The sequence below is a fragment of the Candidatus Sulfotelmatobacter sp. genome (genome assembly GCA_035498555.1).
Classification (GTDB): domain Bacteria; phylum Eisenbacteria; class RBG-16-71-46; order RBG-16-71-46; family RBG-16-71-46; genus DATKAB01.
Map to the genome: position 1 here is coordinate 1 of DATKAB010000186.1, position 16,389 is coordinate 16,389.

The 16,389-nt window shown below is 67.8% G+C and carries 16 protein-coding genes; 7 read left to right on the top strand and 9 right to left on the bottom strand.

Going from position 1 to position 16,389, the window contains the following annotated elements; genetic code table 11:
• Positions 1-383: hypothetical protein (locus tag VMJ70_14770; protein ID HTO92391.1), on the bottom strand; the 383-nt coding region annotated here is incomplete at its 3' end.
• A 201-nt stretch (positions 384-584) separates the two neighbouring features.
• On the bottom strand, positions 585-950 hold the full coding sequence (locus tag VMJ70_14775) for a hypothetical protein (protein HTO92392.1): 366 nt from the start codon (positions 948-950) through the stop codon (positions 585-587).
• Positions 951-1,412: 462 nt separating this feature from the next.
• Here VMJ70_14775 and VMJ70_14780 point away from each other — a divergent pair, with 462 nt between their 5' ends.
• Positions 1,413-3,650: a protein kinase gene (locus tag VMJ70_14780; GenBank protein HTO92393.1), complete on the top strand. Its 2,238-nt coding sequence runs from the start codon at positions 1,413-1,415 to the stop codon at positions 3,648-3,650.
• Between the two features lie 209 nt (positions 3,651-3,859).
• Entirely contained in the window at positions 3,860-4,222 is a 363-nt protein-coding gene (locus VMJ70_14785; GenBank protein HTO92394.1) for a hypothetical protein, read from the top strand.
• Between the two features lie 20 nt (positions 4,223-4,242).
• On the opposite strand, the gene VMJ70_14790 is transcribed toward VMJ70_14785, so the two are convergent.
• Genes VMJ70_14790 through VMJ70_14810 form a run of 5 tightly spaced genes read right to left on the bottom strand, consistent with a single transcriptional unit; the run spans position 4,243 to position 10,499 of the window.
• Positions 4,243-4,830, bottom strand: coding sequence for a TlpA disulfide reductase family protein (locus VMJ70_14790; GenBank protein HTO92395.1), 588 nt, complete (start codon positions 4,828-4,830; stop codon positions 4,243-4,245).
• 5 nt (positions 4,831-4,835) lie between these two features.
• Positions 4,836-6,686: a carbon starvation protein A gene (locus tag VMJ70_14795; GenBank protein ID HTO92396.1), complete on the bottom strand. Its 1,851-nt coding sequence runs from the start codon at positions 6,684-6,686 to the stop codon at positions 4,836-4,838.
• A gap of 47 nt (positions 6,687-6,733) precedes the next feature.
• Positions 6,734-7,534, bottom strand: coding sequence for a DUF4184 family protein (locus VMJ70_14800; protein ID HTO92397.1), 801 nt, complete (start codon positions 7,532-7,534; stop codon positions 6,734-6,736).
• Positions 7,535-7,581: 47 nt separating this feature from the next.
• Positions 7,582-8,538: an HD-GYP domain-containing protein gene (locus VMJ70_14805; GenBank protein HTO92398.1), complete on the bottom strand. Its 957-nt coding sequence runs from the start codon at positions 8,536-8,538 to the stop codon at positions 7,582-7,584.
• Positions 8,535-10,499 carry an ATPase, T2SS/T4P/T4SS family gene (locus VMJ70_14810; GenBank protein ID HTO92399.1) on the bottom strand — a complete coding sequence of 655 codons (1,965 nt, stop codon included), beginning with the start codon at positions 10,497-10,499 and terminating at the stop codon, positions 8,535-8,537. The genes VMJ70_14805 and VMJ70_14810 overlap by 4 nt, the downstream gene beginning before the upstream one ends.
• A 235-nt stretch (positions 10,500-10,734) precedes the next feature.
• On the opposite strand from VMJ70_14810, the gene VMJ70_14815 reads away from it, so the two are divergent.
• Entirely contained in the window at positions 10,735-12,531 is a 1,797-nt protein-coding gene (locus tag VMJ70_14815) for a SpoIIE family protein phosphatase (protein ID HTO92400.1), read from the top strand.
• Here the strand turns inward: VMJ70_14815 and VMJ70_14820 are convergent.
• Together VMJ70_14820 and VMJ70_14825 are read right to left on the bottom strand one after the other, a co-directional pair.
• Positions 12,461-12,862, bottom strand: coding sequence for a peroxiredoxin (locus tag VMJ70_14820; GenBank protein ID HTO92401.1), 402 nt, complete (start codon positions 12,860-12,862; stop codon positions 12,461-12,463). The two genes, VMJ70_14815 and VMJ70_14820, sit on opposite strands and share 71 nt — an antisense overlap.
• A gap of 9 nt (positions 12,863-12,871) precedes the next feature.
• The gene (locus VMJ70_14825; protein HTO92402.1) at positions 12,872-13,063 is read right to left on the bottom strand and encodes a hypothetical protein; all 192 of its coding nucleotides are present in this window, start codon (positions 13,061-13,063) and stop codon (positions 12,872-12,874) included.
• A gap of 100 nt (positions 13,064-13,163) precedes the next feature.
• Between VMJ70_14825 and VMJ70_14830 the strand changes: the two genes are divergently transcribed.
• The 4 genes from VMJ70_14830 to scpB are packed head-to-tail and all read left to right on the top strand — an operon-like array spanning position 13,164 to position 16,387.
• On the top strand, positions 13,164-13,847 hold the full coding sequence (locus VMJ70_14830) for a site-2 protease family protein (GenBank protein ID HTO92403.1): 684 nt from the start codon (positions 13,164-13,166) through the stop codon (positions 13,845-13,847).
• Positions 13,844-14,893, top strand: coding sequence for a tryptophan--tRNA ligase (trpS, locus tag VMJ70_14835; GenBank protein HTO92404.1), 1,050 nt, complete (start codon positions 13,844-13,846; stop codon positions 14,891-14,893). The genes VMJ70_14830 and trpS overlap by 4 nt, the downstream gene beginning before the upstream one ends.
• Positions 14,890-15,681 (top strand): segregation/condensation protein A, encoded by a 792-nt coding sequence (locus VMJ70_14840; GenBank protein ID HTO92405.1) that lies wholly within the window; start codon positions 14,890-14,892, stop codon positions 15,679-15,681. The genes trpS and VMJ70_14840 overlap by 4 nt, the downstream gene beginning before the upstream one ends.
• Entirely contained in the window at positions 15,650-16,387 is a 738-nt protein-coding gene (scpB, locus tag VMJ70_14845; GenBank protein HTO92406.1) for an SMC-Scp complex subunit ScpB, read from the top strand. Before VMJ70_14840 ends, scpB begins: the two co-directional genes overlap by 32 nt.
• The last annotated feature ends 2 nt before the right edge of the window (positions 16,388-16,389 follow it).

A 16,389-nucleotide genomic window follows, 5' to 3' on the forward strand; every position in this document is an offset into this window, starting at 1 on the left:
TCGATGGTCACGCAGCCGATCGAGTAGGAGCCCTGGTCGTCGAAGATCGGATCCCAGGTCACGCCGGCGTTGGAAGTCTTCCACACGCCGCCGCTGGCCGACGCGACGTACCAGGCGGACTTGTCGGACGGATGCACCGCGATATCCACGATGCGTCCCGACATGAAGGCCGGACCGATCGAGCGGAACTTGAGTCCCGAAAACGTTCCCGAGCGGAACAGCGAGTCCGCGTCGGGTTTCGAGGTCTTGCTCGAGGACGCGGGCCCTCCCGTGGACCTGGACTGCGACTTGGGAGCGGACGGCTTGCCGGCGGCAGCGGCGGCGAACGGCGGTGCCGGGGCAATGGCCGCGATCAACGCGATGGCTACCAGGGAGCGCTTCACGGAGTCCTCCGGGCAGATGACGTGAATTCGAGTGAATCGCGGGATATTGCCGCGAACTTGCCCGCGACGCCAGCGCGCTCGGATCCGCGCGCACGGCCGGTCTGCGAGCGAGCAGACGCCCCCGCGCGCGCCGACACGCAACAACAGAACCGCCGCCCGACGGAAGTCGTCGAGCGGCGGTGAATGCCGGTTACCGCGCGATTACTTGTGACCAGCCGCGGTGCTGTCTGCGACCCCCATCCTGGACTTCACCCGGGTCATCGATTGCTCGCGCCAACTCTTGTAGGCCGCCATCTGCTCGGGCGTGAAGACGCCCGCGAGCTTGGCATCGGTCGCGTCACGCAGATTCGCCACGTCCTTCTGGAGAGCCGCCCGGTTCGCGGGGGTCCGATCGACCGCGGCGTACTTCATTCGGATCTGCCGGAGCTGATAGGCATGGTCGAGGAGAATGGGGCGAGCCTTGTCGCGTTGCTCCTGACTGACGTTGAGCGTGTCGGCGAGCTGCTTGAGCTGGTGGCCGACTTCGGCCTTCAGCGCCGCCCGAGCGCTGTCCGAGAGAGCGGGCATCCGGGGCGCTGCCGCCGCGGCCGCTGCCGCGGGTGCAGCTGCCGCGGGTGCAGCCGCTGCGGGTGCAGCCGGTGCTGCGGGTGCAGCCGCCGTAGGCGCAGCCGGGGCCGAAGCGGCGGGCTGAGCGGCGGCCGCGGGCTTCGCCTTCGTGGTGTCCGCGGCGGCCTTCGAATCAGAGCCGCGGCGGCGAGCCGACGCGGGCAGCGCCACGACCATCAGGGTGAGACCGAGCAACAGGACCAAACGGGTACGACTTCCGGAATTCCACATGACGAGCGCACCTCCCCAGATTTCGCCGAGAACTTGCGGCCACTCGGGCCGCGGAAAACGACCTCGCCGAGCTGGGGCAGTACGGATCTCGCGGCGCAAAAGCTAGCACTTTCCCATTCGTTCCGCGCTTGGGGCCCCCATCGCGCTCGAATTCTTGACCCTGCCGCGGGCGGCCCGTAGCATCCAAGGCTCATGGAATCCATGGTGAGCAAGAGCTTCGGGCACTACACGATTCTCCGGAAGCTCGGCAGTGGCGGCATGGGTGTGGTGTACGAGGCCGAGGACTCGAAGCTCGGCCGGCGGGTCGCCCTCAAATTCCTGACGCCGGAGATGGGCCAGGATGCGCAGGCCTTGGAGCGCTTCCAGCGCGAGGCACGTGCAGCGTCCGCACTGAATCACCCCGGCATTTGCACCATCTTCGCCATCGAGCAGCTCGAGCAGCAGCATTTCATCGTGATGGAGCTGCTCGAAGGCGAGAACCTCGCCCAGAAGCTGAACGGCCGGGCGCTGCCGCTCGACCAGACCCTCTCGCTCGGAATCCAGATCGCCGACGCGCTCGAGTCGGCGCACGCGAAGGGCATCGTTCACCGCGATATCAAGCCCGCCAACATCTTCGTGAGCTCTCGCGGGCAGGCCAAGATCCTCGACTTCGGCCTGGCCAAGGTGGGCGGCGAACGCCGAGCGGCGCCGGCCGCGGGTGTCGCCTCGCACATGGAAACCGTCGGCCCTCGGGAAGAGCTGACGATGCCCGGAACCACGCTCGGCACCGTGGCCTACATGTCGCCCGAACAGGCGCGCGGCCAGCTCACCGACGCGCGCACCGATCTCTTTTCCTTCGGCGCCGTCCTGTACGAGATGGCGACCGGCATCAAGCCGTTCGAGGGCGACACCTCGGCGATCATCTACGAGGCCATCCTGAATCGCGAGCCGCCGCTGGTGGACCAGGTGAATCCCGCTCTGCCCGCCGGGCTGAGCCGGATTCTCGAGAAGGCGCTCGAGAAGGATCGCAACCTTCGCTATCAGAGCGCGACCGACCTCAAGACCGACCTGATTCGGCTCAAGCGCGACGTCGAGTCGGGCGCGCGCCGGGCGTCGGACGCCGTCGAGAGCCGCGGGGGCGCGAGTCGGGCCCAGGCCGAAAAATCGATCGCCGTGCTCTATTTCGAGAACCTGAGCGGGGTGAAGGAAGACGAATACCTGCGCGACGGCATCACCGAAGACATCATCACCGAGCTGTCGAAGATCCGCGGGTTGAACATCTTTTCGCGTCCGACGGTGCTCGCCTATCGCGACAAGCAGGTGACGCCGGCTCAGATCGGCCAGCAGTTGAAGGCCGCCTACGTGCTGGCGGGCAGTCTGCGACGCGCCGGCACTCGGCTGCGCATCAACGCCCAGCTGGTGGACACGCACACCGACTTTCCGCTGTGGTCGGAGCGCTACGACCGGGAAATGAAGGACGTCTTCGAGGTGCAGGACGAGATCGCGCGCAAGATCGCGGAGGCGCTGCGCATCACGCTCTCGCCCCAGGAGCAGGCGGCGCTGGCCGCCAAGCCCACCGAGAACCTCCAGGCCTACGATCTCTACCTGCGTGGCAAGAGCTACGCGCGCCGCCTGACCCGTCACGACTCGGAATTCGCACTCCAGATGTTCGAGAGCGCGGTGGCGCAGGATCCCGAGTTCGCACTGGCTCACGCCGCGATCGCCAACGTCTGCGCCAGCTACTACTACCTGTACGATCGGGAACGGAAGTGGATCGATCGCGCCGAATCGGCCTGCGAGCGCGCGGTCGCGCTCAGGCCGCATCTGCCCGAGGTGGAGGTGGCGCGCGGCTGGATCCACTACGCCGCCGATCTGGTCGAGGAATCGATCGGCTGCGCCCGGCGCGCGATCGAGCTCAAGAGCGATTGCGAGGGCGCCTACTACCTGCTGTTGCGCGCGCTGTTCTCGGCCGGTCGCAACGTCGAGGTCGCCGAGATCACGGATGCCGCGCTCGAATCGAGCGGCAACGACTACAACATCTACGTGCCGATCGAAAACGCGCTGGCGGTGCTGGGCAAGGAGGAGGCGCTGCGCAACGTGCGCCAGCGCTCGATCCAGGCGCTCGAAAACCATCTCAAGGAGATGCCCGAGGACGCCCGCGCGAGAACGCTGCTCGCCACCGACTACGCGGCCCTCGAGCGGGTCGAGGACGCGATTCGCGAGGCCAGTCTCGCCATGGTGCTGCGACCCGACGAGGCCATGGTGCACTACAACGCCGCCTGCACCTTCTGCGCCCTCAATCGCAAGGCCGAAGCCCTCGACGCGATGAGCCGCGCCTGGAAGGCCGGCTATCGCGATCCGATCTGGGCGCGGCGTGATCCGGATCTGATGCTGCTCCACGGCGAGCCCGAATTCGACCGGCTCTATCCGGCGGTGCCCGGGACGGCGTGATGCCAGGGCGGGCCGCTCGACTCGGCGTGGCGTGTTTCGCCGCGGCAGGAGTCCTGCTGCTCCGACCCGATGCGGCTCGCGCCGGGTCCGCCCCGGCGGATTCGCTGGCCGCCACTCCGGCGGTCCCGAGGTCGGACTCGGTCGCCGCGCCCGACCCCACGCGCCTCGCGGAGATCCAGCTCGCGCTCGAGAGGTATCACGATATCCAGGTGTTTTTCGGTCCTGAGAACCTGCTCGGTCACCGCGCCACCGCGTCCTCTGACGGGATCTCGATCCAGACCCGGTACAGCGGGATCTCCAACGTGCGCGCGACGTCGGAGGAACGGGCGTACTCCTGGAGCGAGATGGATTCGGTCCGCGTGCGTCGAGCCGGACACGGAATCGGTCCGATCGTCGGGGGAGTGGTCGGATTCAGCGTCGGCGTCGGCGTGGCCATCTCCGAAAGCCCGGATAGCGTTCTCCCAGGCGGAGAGGGACCGAACGGCGTCCCCATCCTGCTCGGCCTCGTCGCCGGAACGGGACTCGGCTACCTGATCGATCACGCCGGGCCGTGGCACCGGGTCTATCCCTAGCTTCCTGGGGCCGCCAGGCGTCAGCTCACGCGTTTCGGCTCTCCGGCCGCCGACTCCCGTTCCACCGCCTCGAGCACCCGCCGCGTTTCGGGCGAGAGCCAGTCCACTTCGCCGGATTGAGCCACCGCCACGCGGCCGGCTCGATCGAGCACCACGGTATGGGGAACGCGCGGACAGGGTATGCGGGCGCGCAGCTCGCCCGGACCATCGAGCAGCACCGGGAGCCGCAGGCGCTGGCGGCCGACATAGCGCGCCACCGAGGGGAAGGGATCGAACGCCACCAGCACGATGCGCAGCTCGCCGCTTCGAAACTCCTGCGCCAATGAATCGAGCGCTGCCGATTGCGCGCGCGAATCGCGCTCCCACGGCGCCCAGTAGTGAATGAGCAACGGATGCTCGGCCGAGCGCACGCGCGCCATGCCGACCGGCACCACCGGCAGCACCACGTCGCACGAGACGGCGGCGCGTCGTTCCACAGGGATCAGTGCGAGCGGCCGGGGCCGATCCCGGCCGCGATCCACGCGAATCAGCTCGACGCGCCAGGCGATGACGCCGGCCAGCAGAAAGGCCAGGACGATCAGGGGAATCAGCGCGTGGCGGCGCTGCACGGCGGTCAGGAAGTCGGTGTCGAAGGGGAGTCCGCGAGCATGGCTCGCGAGCCCATCAACCAGCGCGTCCAGCGCGCCAGGCTGTCGAGCACCACCACCACCAGCAGCGCCATGACGATCAGCGTGACCACGCTTTGCAGCTTGGCGGGAGCGGGAGCGGCGACGAACGCCGCCCACAGCGACGGCGCGCCGGCGAGCAGTTGGGGGCGCAGGTAGTTGACCGACAGATTGAGCCAGCCCGCGGTCAGCGTGTTGACGATCATGAAGGCCAGCGGCACCAGCGTGCACCACGCGTAGCGCGCGCGCCCCATATTGATGAGGACCGAGGTGCCGATCGCGAGCGCGAACGCCGCCAGCATCTGGTTGCACACTCCGAGCATCGGCCACACCGTGCTCACGCTGCCGGTCCACACGAAATAGCCCCAGCCGAGCACCGCCAGCGCGCTGAACAGGGCCGCGGGCGCCATCCCTCGCCAATCGCGCAGCGAGGGCACCGCCATGCCGCCCACTTCCTGCAGCATGTAGCGCGTGACGCGCGTGCCGGCATCGATCAGGGTCAGCACGAACAGTGCCTCGAACATGATGGCGAAGTGGTACCAGAACGCCATCAGATTCTTCAGGAAGGGCAGCGCCGAGAAGATCTGCGCCATTCCGACCGCCAGCGACACCGCGCCGCCCGGGCGTCCCGCGAGCTGCTCCCCGACCTGGGCCTCCAGCACGTGCAGGTTCTGCACCGCCATGCCGAGCTTCGCGAACACCTCGGGGCGCGCGTTAATCGCGAAGTAGTCGGCGGGCTGGAGCGCGCAGGCGGCGATCAGCGCGATCACGCCGACGAAGCCCTCGAGCACCATGGCGCCGTAGGAGATCGGCAGGATGTCGCGCTCGCGATCGATCATCTTGGGCGTGGTCCCCGAGGCGATCAGCGAGTGGAATCCCGAGATCGCGCCGCAGGCGATGGTGATGAACACGTAGGGGAAGAGCGTGCCGGGGAACACCGGGCCGCCGCCGTGGATGAACGGCGTCAGCGCCGGCATCTGCAGCTTCGGGTTGACCAGGATCACGCCGATCGCGAGCAGGCCGATCGCGCCGATCTTCATGAAGCTCGAAAGGTAGTCGCGCGGGGCGAGCAGCAGCCACACCGGCAGCACCGCGGCGACGAAGCCGTAGACCATGACGCCGGCGGCGATGCCTTTCTCCGGGTACAGGAACCACGCGCGCATCGGCGAGCCCTGGATCCACGCGCCGGCCGCGACCGCCAGCAGCAGCGCGATCACCCCGAAGATCGTGACGCCGCGAATCGCGCCCGGGCGGACGCCCTTGAGCCACAGTCCCATCGCCAGCGCGATCGGAATGGTGAGCGCGATGCTGAACACGCCCCAGGCGCTCTCCTTCAAGGAGTTCACCACCACCAGCGCCATCGCCGCGAGCGCCACGATCATCACGAACACGATCGCGATCGCGGTCGCCGCCCCGGTCACCGGACTGACCTCCTCGCGGGCGATGTTGGCGAGCGAGCGACCGCCGTGGCGGACGGAGGCCGTGAGGATCACGAAGTCATGGGCGCCGCCGGCCAGCACCGAGCCGACCAGCAGCCAGAGGAACCCCGGCAGGTAGCCGAACTGCGCCGCCAGCACCGGCCCGATCAGCGGGCCCGCGCCGGCGATCGCCGCGAAATGGTGACCGAACAGCACCCAGCGGTGGGTGGGAACGTAGTCGCGACCGTCGCGCCGGGTGTGGGCCGGGGTCGTCTTCAGGTCGTCGAGCGTCGCCACCCGCGCGGCCAGGAACGCGCCGTAGGTGCGATAGCCGACCACCGCCGCCAGCGCGGAAATCACGACCAAGTAGAGTGCCGGCAATTCTCCTCCTCAGGGTTGTGAACCCGCAGAGACTCGCGAATTCTAGCTCAACTCGGCCCGCTCCGGCGCCGCAGCGCGTGCCACGCGAGGCCGTACACCAGCAGCGCCAGACCGAGGCAGGTGAGCGAGGTCGCGACGGTCACGAACATCGCCGAGTGATAGTCGGCGCTGCTCGCCGCCTCGCGCCAGTCCTCCCACACCAGCGCCAGCGCCGCGACCGCCGGCAGCAGCACCAGCGCCGCGATGCGGGCGGCGCGCTCCGGCGCCGAGAGTCGCTCGGTGGGAAGCGCCAGCGCCGGCTGCTCAGGCGCGCGTCGCGCGACGCCGCGCAGCACCCAGGCGATCGCCAGCAATCCGGCCAGCGTGCTCACGTGCTGGAGCAGTCGGAAGCAGCGCACCGGATACCCGAATACCGTGAACAGGGTGGCGCTCAGCGCCGGCAAGCGCATCACCACCGGGCTCCCGGCATGAGTGAAGGAATCCCAGGCGATGTGCGTGAGCGCGCCGACCCACAGCGAGAACAGGATCGCGGGAATCGAGCGGCTCGGCAGGCCCGGCCAGCGGGCGATCTGCTCGGCGGCGCGCGGCTGGAGCGATGCCGGCAGCAGGGCGGCGAGTGGAACCTTGAGCACCAGGTGGTAGATCACATAGGTGGCGAATCCGACCGGCAACGAGAAGAAGACCGAACCGCGCAGCGAGTGGCTCTGGAGCCGGCTGACGAGCCCGGGCATCAGGTAGGCGAAATCCGGCGTCATGCTCCCGATCACCAGCGCCGACAGCACGAACCGCCGGGGCGCGGCGCGCCGGATCGGAAGGATGGCGGCGGGATGTGCAAACGTGAACGGCATTGCCGCATCTTACTTCGACGTGCCACCGAAGGTGTGAGGAGCGGGGGTCAGGCCGCCTGGCGGTCGGCTTCGTCGGAAGTCGCGACGTCGTAGAGCTGGAGAAAGATCTCGATGATCGCGGGATCGAACTGGCTTCCGCTCGCTTCCCGCAGGATCTTCATGGCTTGCAGCGGCGTGCGTCCCTTGCGGTAGGCGCGATCGGTGACGATGGCGTCGTAGGTGTCGGCGACCGCGATGATGCGCGCGCCGATCGGAATCTGCTCGCCCTGAAGGCCCTTGTAGCCGGTGCCGTCCCAGCGCTCGTGGTGGTAGGCGACCATCGGAATCACATGACGCAGGATGCCGCCCATCGAGCGCACCATGGTCTCGCCGACCTCGACGTGCCGGCGCATCTCGGTCATCTCCTCCTCGGTGAGGCCGGCGGCCTTGCGCAGGACCTCGGCGCTGATGTCGACCTTACCGATGTCGTGGAGATAGGCGCCCACGCGGATGTTCTCGACTTCGATTTCCGAGAGTCCGACCGCCCGCGCCAGCTCCACCGAATATTCGGCCACCCGGCGGGAGTGATTCTCGGTGTAGCGATCGACCGAGTCGATGAACTTGGACATCAGCTCGAGAATACCGTGATAGGCCTGATGCAGGTCACGAAGCTGGGCCTCCTTCTCCTCGTAGAGCGTGCCGACGACGTAGGAGGTGAGCACCAGGAAGCATCCCCAGGTGCACAGGTCCAGCCAGCGCATCCAGCCTTCCGGTTCCTGGCCGGCGAACTGGCCGGCGTTCGCGAACGCGATCGCGAAGACGATCGCGCACGAGAACAGCGCCGAATAGACGCCCTTGCGCAGGCCCAGCGAATACGCGCCGAACACCACCGGCACGTAGTAGAAGTTGAGAAAGGCGCGCTGATTCACGACGAAGAAGTGGATGACGCCGGTGACCGCGACGATCCCGAGCAGGACCAGAAGGCCGCGATTGACCCGCCACAACTGCTTCAGGCGCCTCGTCACGAGGCCTTTCTCAGCTTCTCGTTGGCTGCGCGCGGACGCCGCGCGCGCGCTGGCAGCTCGTGCACCTGGCCGCCGGAGAGCATGCGCTCGGATTCGGCCCCGCAGGCGGGACAGAAACTCCACTCGGCGTTGAGTCGCTTCCGACACTTGGTGCAGTGCTCGCCCACGAACTCACCGCATCCCGGGCAGAACTCGAACTCCTGGTTGAGGAACATGTGGCAGCTCGGGCACACGCGCCCGGCCTGCTCGGCCAGATAGACGACGCGCGTGACTTCTTCGAGCGTGGTGCGGCCGGTCATCACTTTCTTCAGCCCATCCTCACCGATGGAGCGCATGCCGGATTCGATCGCCGACTGGCGGATCACGGCGTCCGGAGAGTTGCGGATGATCAGACTGCGCAGGGTCTCGTCGACTTCGAACATCTCGAAGATGCCGGTGCGCCCGGCATATCCGGTTTCGCGGCAGCTCGAGCACCCGCGTCCGCGATGGAGGGTCACCGTGCCCTGGTGCCCGCCGCTCGAGATGCGGTTGAGAGTCGAGGCGTCGGCCTCGTATTCCTCGCGACACTTCGGGCACAGGGTGCGCACCAGACGCATCGCGACCACGCCCACCAGCGCGGTCGCCACCATGAACGGCTCGAGCCCAAGATCGATCAGGCGCGTCACCGCGCCGGGCGCGTCGTTGGTGTGCAGCGTGCTCAATACCAGATGGCCGGTGACCGAGGCGCGGAAGGCGATCTGGGCGGTCTCCTTGTCGCGGATCTCGCCGATCATGATGATGTCGGGATCCTGGCGAAGGATGGCGCGCAGCGCTCCGGCGAACGTCTTCTTGCCCTTCTCGTCCACCTGCACCTGATTGATGCCCGAGAGTTGGAACTCGACCGGATCCTCGACGGTCACGATGTTCTTGGTCTCGTGCTGCAGATGGCGCAGCGCCGAGTAGAGCAACGTCGACTTGCCCGAACCGGTGGGCCCGGTCACCAGGACGATGCCCTGCGGGCGGTCGAGGTAGCGGCGGATCTGATCGAGGTGGTCGGAGAGGAAGCCGAGCTCCTCGAGCGAGACACGGGTGCGGCCCTGGTCGATCACCCGGATCACGACTTTCTCGCCGTTGGTCACCGGCAGCGTGGACACGCGCATGTCCACGCGCCGGCCGCCGATCTCCACCATCAGGCGTCCGTCCTGAGGCTGTCGCTTCTCGGCGATGTCGAGGTTCGAGAGCACCTTGATGCGCGAGACGATCGCGCTCTGCGTCCACTTGGGCAGCTTCTGCACTTCCTGCAGGAGTCCATCGATGCGCAGGCGCACCACCAGATCGCGGTCCTGGGGTTCGATGTGGATGTCGCTGGCGCGATCCTCGACGGCGCGATGGAGCAGCCAGTTGGTGAGCCGCACGATCGGGCGGCCTTCGGCTTCCGCCTTGAGCTGGTCGATGGCATCGGCGGGCTCGTCGAGACTCACGGCGCTCACCGACACCTCCTCCTCGACGTTGATGATGCTCGAGAGCACCTCGTTCATCGAGGAGTCGATGTCGTAGAAGCGCTCGATCGCCTGAAGGATCGAGGAAGGCGTGGCCAGCACCGGCTGGATGAACATGCCGCTGTGAAAGCGCAGGTCCTCGAGGGCCGCGACGTTGAGCGGGTCGGCCATGGCCACCTTGAGCGTGCGCTTGCCCTCGACGTCGAAAGGCATCGCGAGATACTTGCGCGCCAGATCTTCCTTCACGTATTGGAGGACCTGCTCGTCCACCACCACTTCGTTGAGGTCGACGAGTGGAAGGCCGAGCTGACGCTGCAGGTACTCGAGCAGCACGTCCTCGGTGATCAATCCGAGCTGGATCAGGGTGGCGCCAAGCAACTGGCCGGTCTTGCGCTGTTCCTCGACGGCGGTCTGGAGATCCTGTGCGGAGATCAGATTCTCTTCGAGCAGCAGATCTCCGAGTCGCTTGTGCTCTTTGGCCATCCTGGGCTCCACGGGCGCGGGCGATGAGCGGGCGTGTCGGATTTATCGGCGCGTTCGAAGCGGTCGTTGACCGTGATTCGACGTGCCCGAGCGGTCCGCGTCGCGCGGGTGAACGCGCTCGCCGGCACCACCGATCGGGCCGTGCAATCTGCACGATCCTTCGCAGCCGGAACGGTTGGCAGCGGATGATCGCGATGCTAGGTTCCGCTTCATGGTGGATCATCCGGTGGAATCCATGCCGCGCGACGAGGCCGAGCCCGCCTCCGACGAACTGCTGCACATCCTGACCGCCCACGGTCAGCGGAACGCGGAAGCGTTTCGCGCCGCGAGCAACCTCAACGAGCTGTTGAAGGCCGCGACCCGGCAGATCCGGCGGGTGGTGGACGCGGAACGGGTGCGGATCTGGGTGGCGCGCCGGGGGGGCATGCGGCTCGAGACCCGCGAGTTCGGCCCGGGCGACGCGCCGCCGATCCACATCCGCATCCAGCGAGGCGAAGGGCTGGCGGGCTGGTGCCTCGAGCAGGGACAGCCCCTGAGGCTCGGCGCCGGCGACGCGCGCCCGACGTTGCGCGGCGTGGTGCCGGAGTTCCGCACCGCGCTGGTGGTGCCACTCTTTCGCCGCGGCGAGGCGTTCGGCGTGATCGAATGCCTCGACAAGCGCGGCGGCGAGGACTTCGTCGTCGCCGATCTCGAGCGGCTCGACGTCGCCAGCGAGCAGGTGGCGTTCGCCCTCGACAACGCGCTGCTGTTCGAAGAGACCGAGCGCCGCGCGCTCGAGAAAGACGTGCTGCTGGAAGTCTCGCGCACGCTCTCGGCGCCGCTCGACCTCGACGAGGTGTTCGAGGCGATCTTCCGGGGCCTGCGCGAGGTGGTCTCGTTCGACGGGGCGGCCATCTATCTGGTCAACAAGACCACGCAGGCGCTCGAGCCGGTGGCCGCCATCGGATATCCGCAGGGCTCCGAAGAGGCGTTTCGACTGCAGGTCGGCCAGGGCATCGTCGGCTGGGTGGCGAAGACCGGGGAGCCGGTGATCGTGCCCGACGTGAAGCGCGACCGTCGTTACATCGCCGCTCGGCCCCAGACGCGCAGCGAGCTGGCGGCGCCGCTCATCCTCCAGGGGCGCACGCTGGGCGTCTTCAATCTCGAGCGCGATCTCGAGGATGCCTATCACGATGGACATCTCGAGTTGCTGATGGCGTTCGCGTCGCAGGCGGCGGTGGCGATCGAGCGCGCGCGCCTGACGCGCGAGCTGCTCGAGCGCCGTCGGCTCGAGAAGGAGCTGGCGATCGCGCGCGAGATCCAGCTCTCGTTCCTGCCGTCCGCCTCGCCGGTGCTCCAGGGCTACGACCTGGCGGGGGCGACGCGCCCGCACGACCAGGTGGGCGGCGACTACTACGATTTCATTCAGGTGTCGGATTCACGCCTCGGCCTCGCGATCGCCGACGTGTCGGGCAAGGGGATTCCCGCCGCGCTGCTGATGGCCGGCTTCCGCATGAGCCTGCTCGCCGAAATCCGCAACGAATTCGCGATCCGGGCGGTGATGCGCAAGGTCAACACCCTGCTCCACGAGAGCACCGAACGCGACCGATTCGTCACCTCGTTCTATGGCGTCCTCGATTTCCGGAACCACGTGCTGATCTTCTCCAATGCCGGTCACGATCCGCCCATCCTGATGCGCGCCGACGGCACCACCGAGCTGCTGGTCGAGGGCGGAGTGGCCCTGGGCGTGCTGCCCGACGCTCGCTACGACGAGCGTCCGGTCGCGCTGCGTCCCGGCGACGTGCTGGTGATGTACACCGACGGAATCTCGGAAGCCGAATCCGCCAGCGGCGAGCAGTTCGGCACCCGGCGCCTCGAGGACGTGGTGCGCGCGCACGCCGATCGCTCCGCCGCGCAGATCCTGGAGCAGATCGAGAAGGCGGTGGTGGACTGGGCGGGCGAGCGCGGTCCGAGCGACGACCTCACGCTGGTGGTGCTGAAGGCGCGCCCGGCGCCCGAGGCGAGTCCGGCGGCGGCTCCATCGCGCCCGTGAGGCGCGCGGCTTCCAGCGTGCGCACGAATTTCAGCACTTCGCGGCCGTGCCGGCGCACGCCGACTCGCGTCCAGATCGCGCGCACCACTCCGTGGCGGTCGGCCAGGAACGTGGTGCGGCGAAACAGGTCGATCTTCCAGCCGCCAATTCCCAGTTCGCGCATGACATGGAACTCGCGCCCCGCGAGCCGGCGCTCGTCCGACAGCAGGGGATAGGGAAGCTGGAGTCGAGCGGCCCAGTCACGGCAGCTCTCGATCGAATCGGTGGTGACGCCGGCGATCGTCGCGCCCGCGGCGCGGAAGTGTTCATGGAGCGCGCGAAACTCGCGCATCTCGATCACTCAGCCGGGAGTTCCATTGCGGAGATAGAAGAACAGCACCAGCGGGCCGAGTCCCACCCGCCCGCGCAGGCGGAACGGCCCACCGTCCGAGCTCGCCAGCTCCAGATCGGGCAGCTCGTGATCGAGCAGGTCCTCGGGTCGTGCGCGGCTCCCCATCGGGGTCACGGTACCGGCGGTCTGGAGCGAGAGCAACCTCGCGCTTCAAGCGCCACTTGAAGCGCCGAGTCTTGATTCGGCCCGGCAATCCCGATAGTCTGCGACGCGGTGCATCTCACCCACCCGGAGCCCGCGCTTGCATTTCGATCCGCAGCTGCTCTTGCTGCTGCCCGTCCTGGTATTCAGCGTCGTGGTGCACGAATGCGCCCACGGGCTGGTGGCTCTGTGGTGCGGTGACACGACCGCGCGAGATCGGGGCCGCCTGACACTCATGCCGTTCGCCCACCTCGATCCGGTGGGATCGCTCCTGCTTCCCGGCCTGCTGGTGCTGGTGCGGGCGCCGTTCGTGTTCGGCTGGGCGAAGCCGGTTCCGGTGGACCACAGCCGGCTGCGCGATCTGCGCAACGATCCGGTCAAGGTGGCGCTGGCGGGGCCGGCCTCCAACTTTCTGCTGGCCTTGCTGTTCGCCGGTCTGGTTCGCGTGGCGCCAGAACCGGCTTCCGCCGGCCGCTCGGCCTGGGCGGCGTGGGCCTCGCCGCTGGCGACGATCGGGCTGGCGGGGGTCCTCTGGAACGTCACGATCGGGCTCTTCAACCTGATTCCGATTCCGCCTCTCGACGGTTCGTGGGTGCTGATGCGATTCCTGAGACTCCGGCAGATCCTGCTGCTCCAGCAGTTCCGCCTCCTCGGCATCCTGTTGATCCTGGTGGCGCTCTCGTCGCCGCAAGTGTCGGAGGTCGTGCTGCGCAGGCCGGTGCTCGCCATCTCGAAGGCTCTGCTCGAGCTGTGGGGCGTCCCGGCGAGGGAGCTGACGCTGTGAGCCGCGGCCGGATCCTTTCAGGCATGCGGCCCACCGGACGACTGCATCTCGGCAATTTTGTCGGAGCGCTCGAGAACTGGGTGCGCCTGCAGGACGAGGGCTGGGAAAACTTCCACATGGTGGCCGACTGGCACATGCTCACCACCGGCTACGAAGACACCTCGCGGCTTCAGTCCGACATCCACGAGATGGTGGTGGACTGGCTCGCGGCCGGGATCGATCCCAAACGAAGCGTGATCTTCGTTCAATCGGCGGTGAAGGAGCATGCCGAGCTGCATCTGCTGTTCTCGATGCTGGTGAGCAAGGCGCGACTCGAGCGGATTCCCACGCTGAAGGAGCAGATTCGCGACCTGCATCTCGACGAACAGACGATTTCGTACGGACACCTCGGCTATTCGGTGCTGCAGGCCGCCGATATCCTCCTCTACCGCGCCACCCACGTGCCGGTGGGCGAGGACCAGGTGCCGCACGTCGAGCTGACTCGCGAGATCGCGCGGCGCTTCAACTTCGTGTACTGCCGCGATCGCGATCCGGTGTTTCCCGAACCCGAGCCGCAGCTCACGGCGTTTCCACGCCTGCGCGGGCTGGACGGGCAGCGCATGAGCAAGTCGGTGGGCAACACCATCCTGCTCGCCGACTCCCCGGACGCGATCGCCGCCCGGGTGAAGCAGGCCTACACCGATCCGAAGAAGATCCGCGCCAACGACCCGGGCCGCCCCGAAGCCGATCCCGCCGACGGCCATCCGGGCTGCGTGGTGTGGGAGTACCATCGCAAGTTCAACGCCGCGAACGCGCAGGACATCGCGCGGCGTTGCCGGGCGGGCGAGCTGGCGTGCGTGCCCGACAAGCGGGACCTGAGCGGGATCCTGAGCGCCGCGCTCGCGCCGATTCGCGAGCGCCGCGCGAAGTACGAAGCCGACCCGGACCTGGTGCGCGAGATCATCGCCGACGGCAATGCGCGCGCGCATCGGGTCGCGGCCGAGACCATGTCGAAGGTGCGCGAGGCAATGAAGCTGAGCGCCCCGGTGGGAGAGCGGACCCGATGAACGAGTCGAACTCCGAAGCTCCCGCGCCCCGCAATACCGTGACCGTCAAGCTCGCCCGGTTCGAGGGGCCGCTCGATCTGCTGCTGCATCTCATCAAACGTGACGAGATCGACATCTACGACATTCCGATCTCGCACATCACGCAGCAATACCTGGCCTACATCGAGCTGATGCGCGCGCTCGATCTCGACGTGGCCGGCGAGTTCCTGGTGATGGCGGCGACGCTGATGCGCATCAAGGCCAAGATGCTGCTGCCTCTGCCGGCGATGGGCGAGGAGGAAGAGGAAGGGGATCCGCGCGAGGAGCTGGTGCAGCGGCTGGTCGAGTACCGCCAGTACAAGGAGGCCGCCACCACCCTCAAGTCGCGCGAGGAGGAGCGGCGGCTCCTGTTCGAGCGGGGCATGGTGCCCGGCGACGACGAGATGGGGCCGCTGCCGCTGGCGCCGGCGTCGCTGTTCGACCTGCTCGATGCCTTGAACCGCGTGATGTCGCGCGTCCCCGAGCCGGTGGTGTACGAGGTCCAGGGCGAGATCTACGACGTCGAGGAGAAGATGTCGCTGATCGCGAGCCTGGTGGCCGAGCGCGGTCAGCTCTCGTTCACCGAGCTGCTGCTGCGCTGCCGGGTGCGCGCCGAGATGATCGTCACCTTCATGGCCCTGCTGGAACTCATCAAGCTCGGGCAGGTGCGTGTGGTGCAGGCCGAGAACTTCGCCGACATCACGCTGCTGTCCCGGGCCGAGGAAGGAAGTGAGACCCATGCCACCGTCGAACCTGCTGGCGGCAACTGAAGCGCTGCTGTTCTCATCGGATCAGCCTCTCCCGCTGAGCCTGCTCTGCGAGTCGCTCGAGGCCGCGCCCGAAGAGGTGGCGGCGGCGCTCCAGAAGCTCGGCGAGGACTACGCGGCGCGTGATGCCGGCATCGAGCTGCGCGAGATCGCGGGCGGCCACATGCTGGTGACCACCGCCGCTCAGTCCGAGTGGGTCGGCCGGCTGCTGCGCGGCAAGAAGCGGATGCGGCTCTCGCGCGCCGCGCTCGAGACCATGGCGATCATCGCTTACAAGCAGCCGGTGACGAAAACCGAGGTCGAATCCATTCGCGGCGTGGATTCGAGCGCCGTGCTCGGCACCCTGCTCGAGCGCACCCTGGTCACGATTCGCGGTCGCTCGAAGGTGGTCGGCCGGCCGCTGCTTTACGGCACGACCCAGGAATTCCTCGACTACTTCGGGCTCAAGGACCTCAGCGAGCTGCCGCGGCCCGAGGAGCTTCGGGCGCTGGTCGCGGCGCGCGAGCCCGAGCAGCTCGACATGATGGAACTGGAGGTCGTCTCGCAGGTCGCCACCGATCTCGCCGCCGGAGAGGCCGCCGGGAGCGGCTTCCTGCGCCATGAAGTGGAGCCGCTCGAGGAGCTCGAGAACGAGTCCCCGAGCGCGGCGGAGAACGACGAGGCCGAGTCGGCGTCGCCTCCTCCGCTGGCCGCGGAACTCGAGCCCTGAGG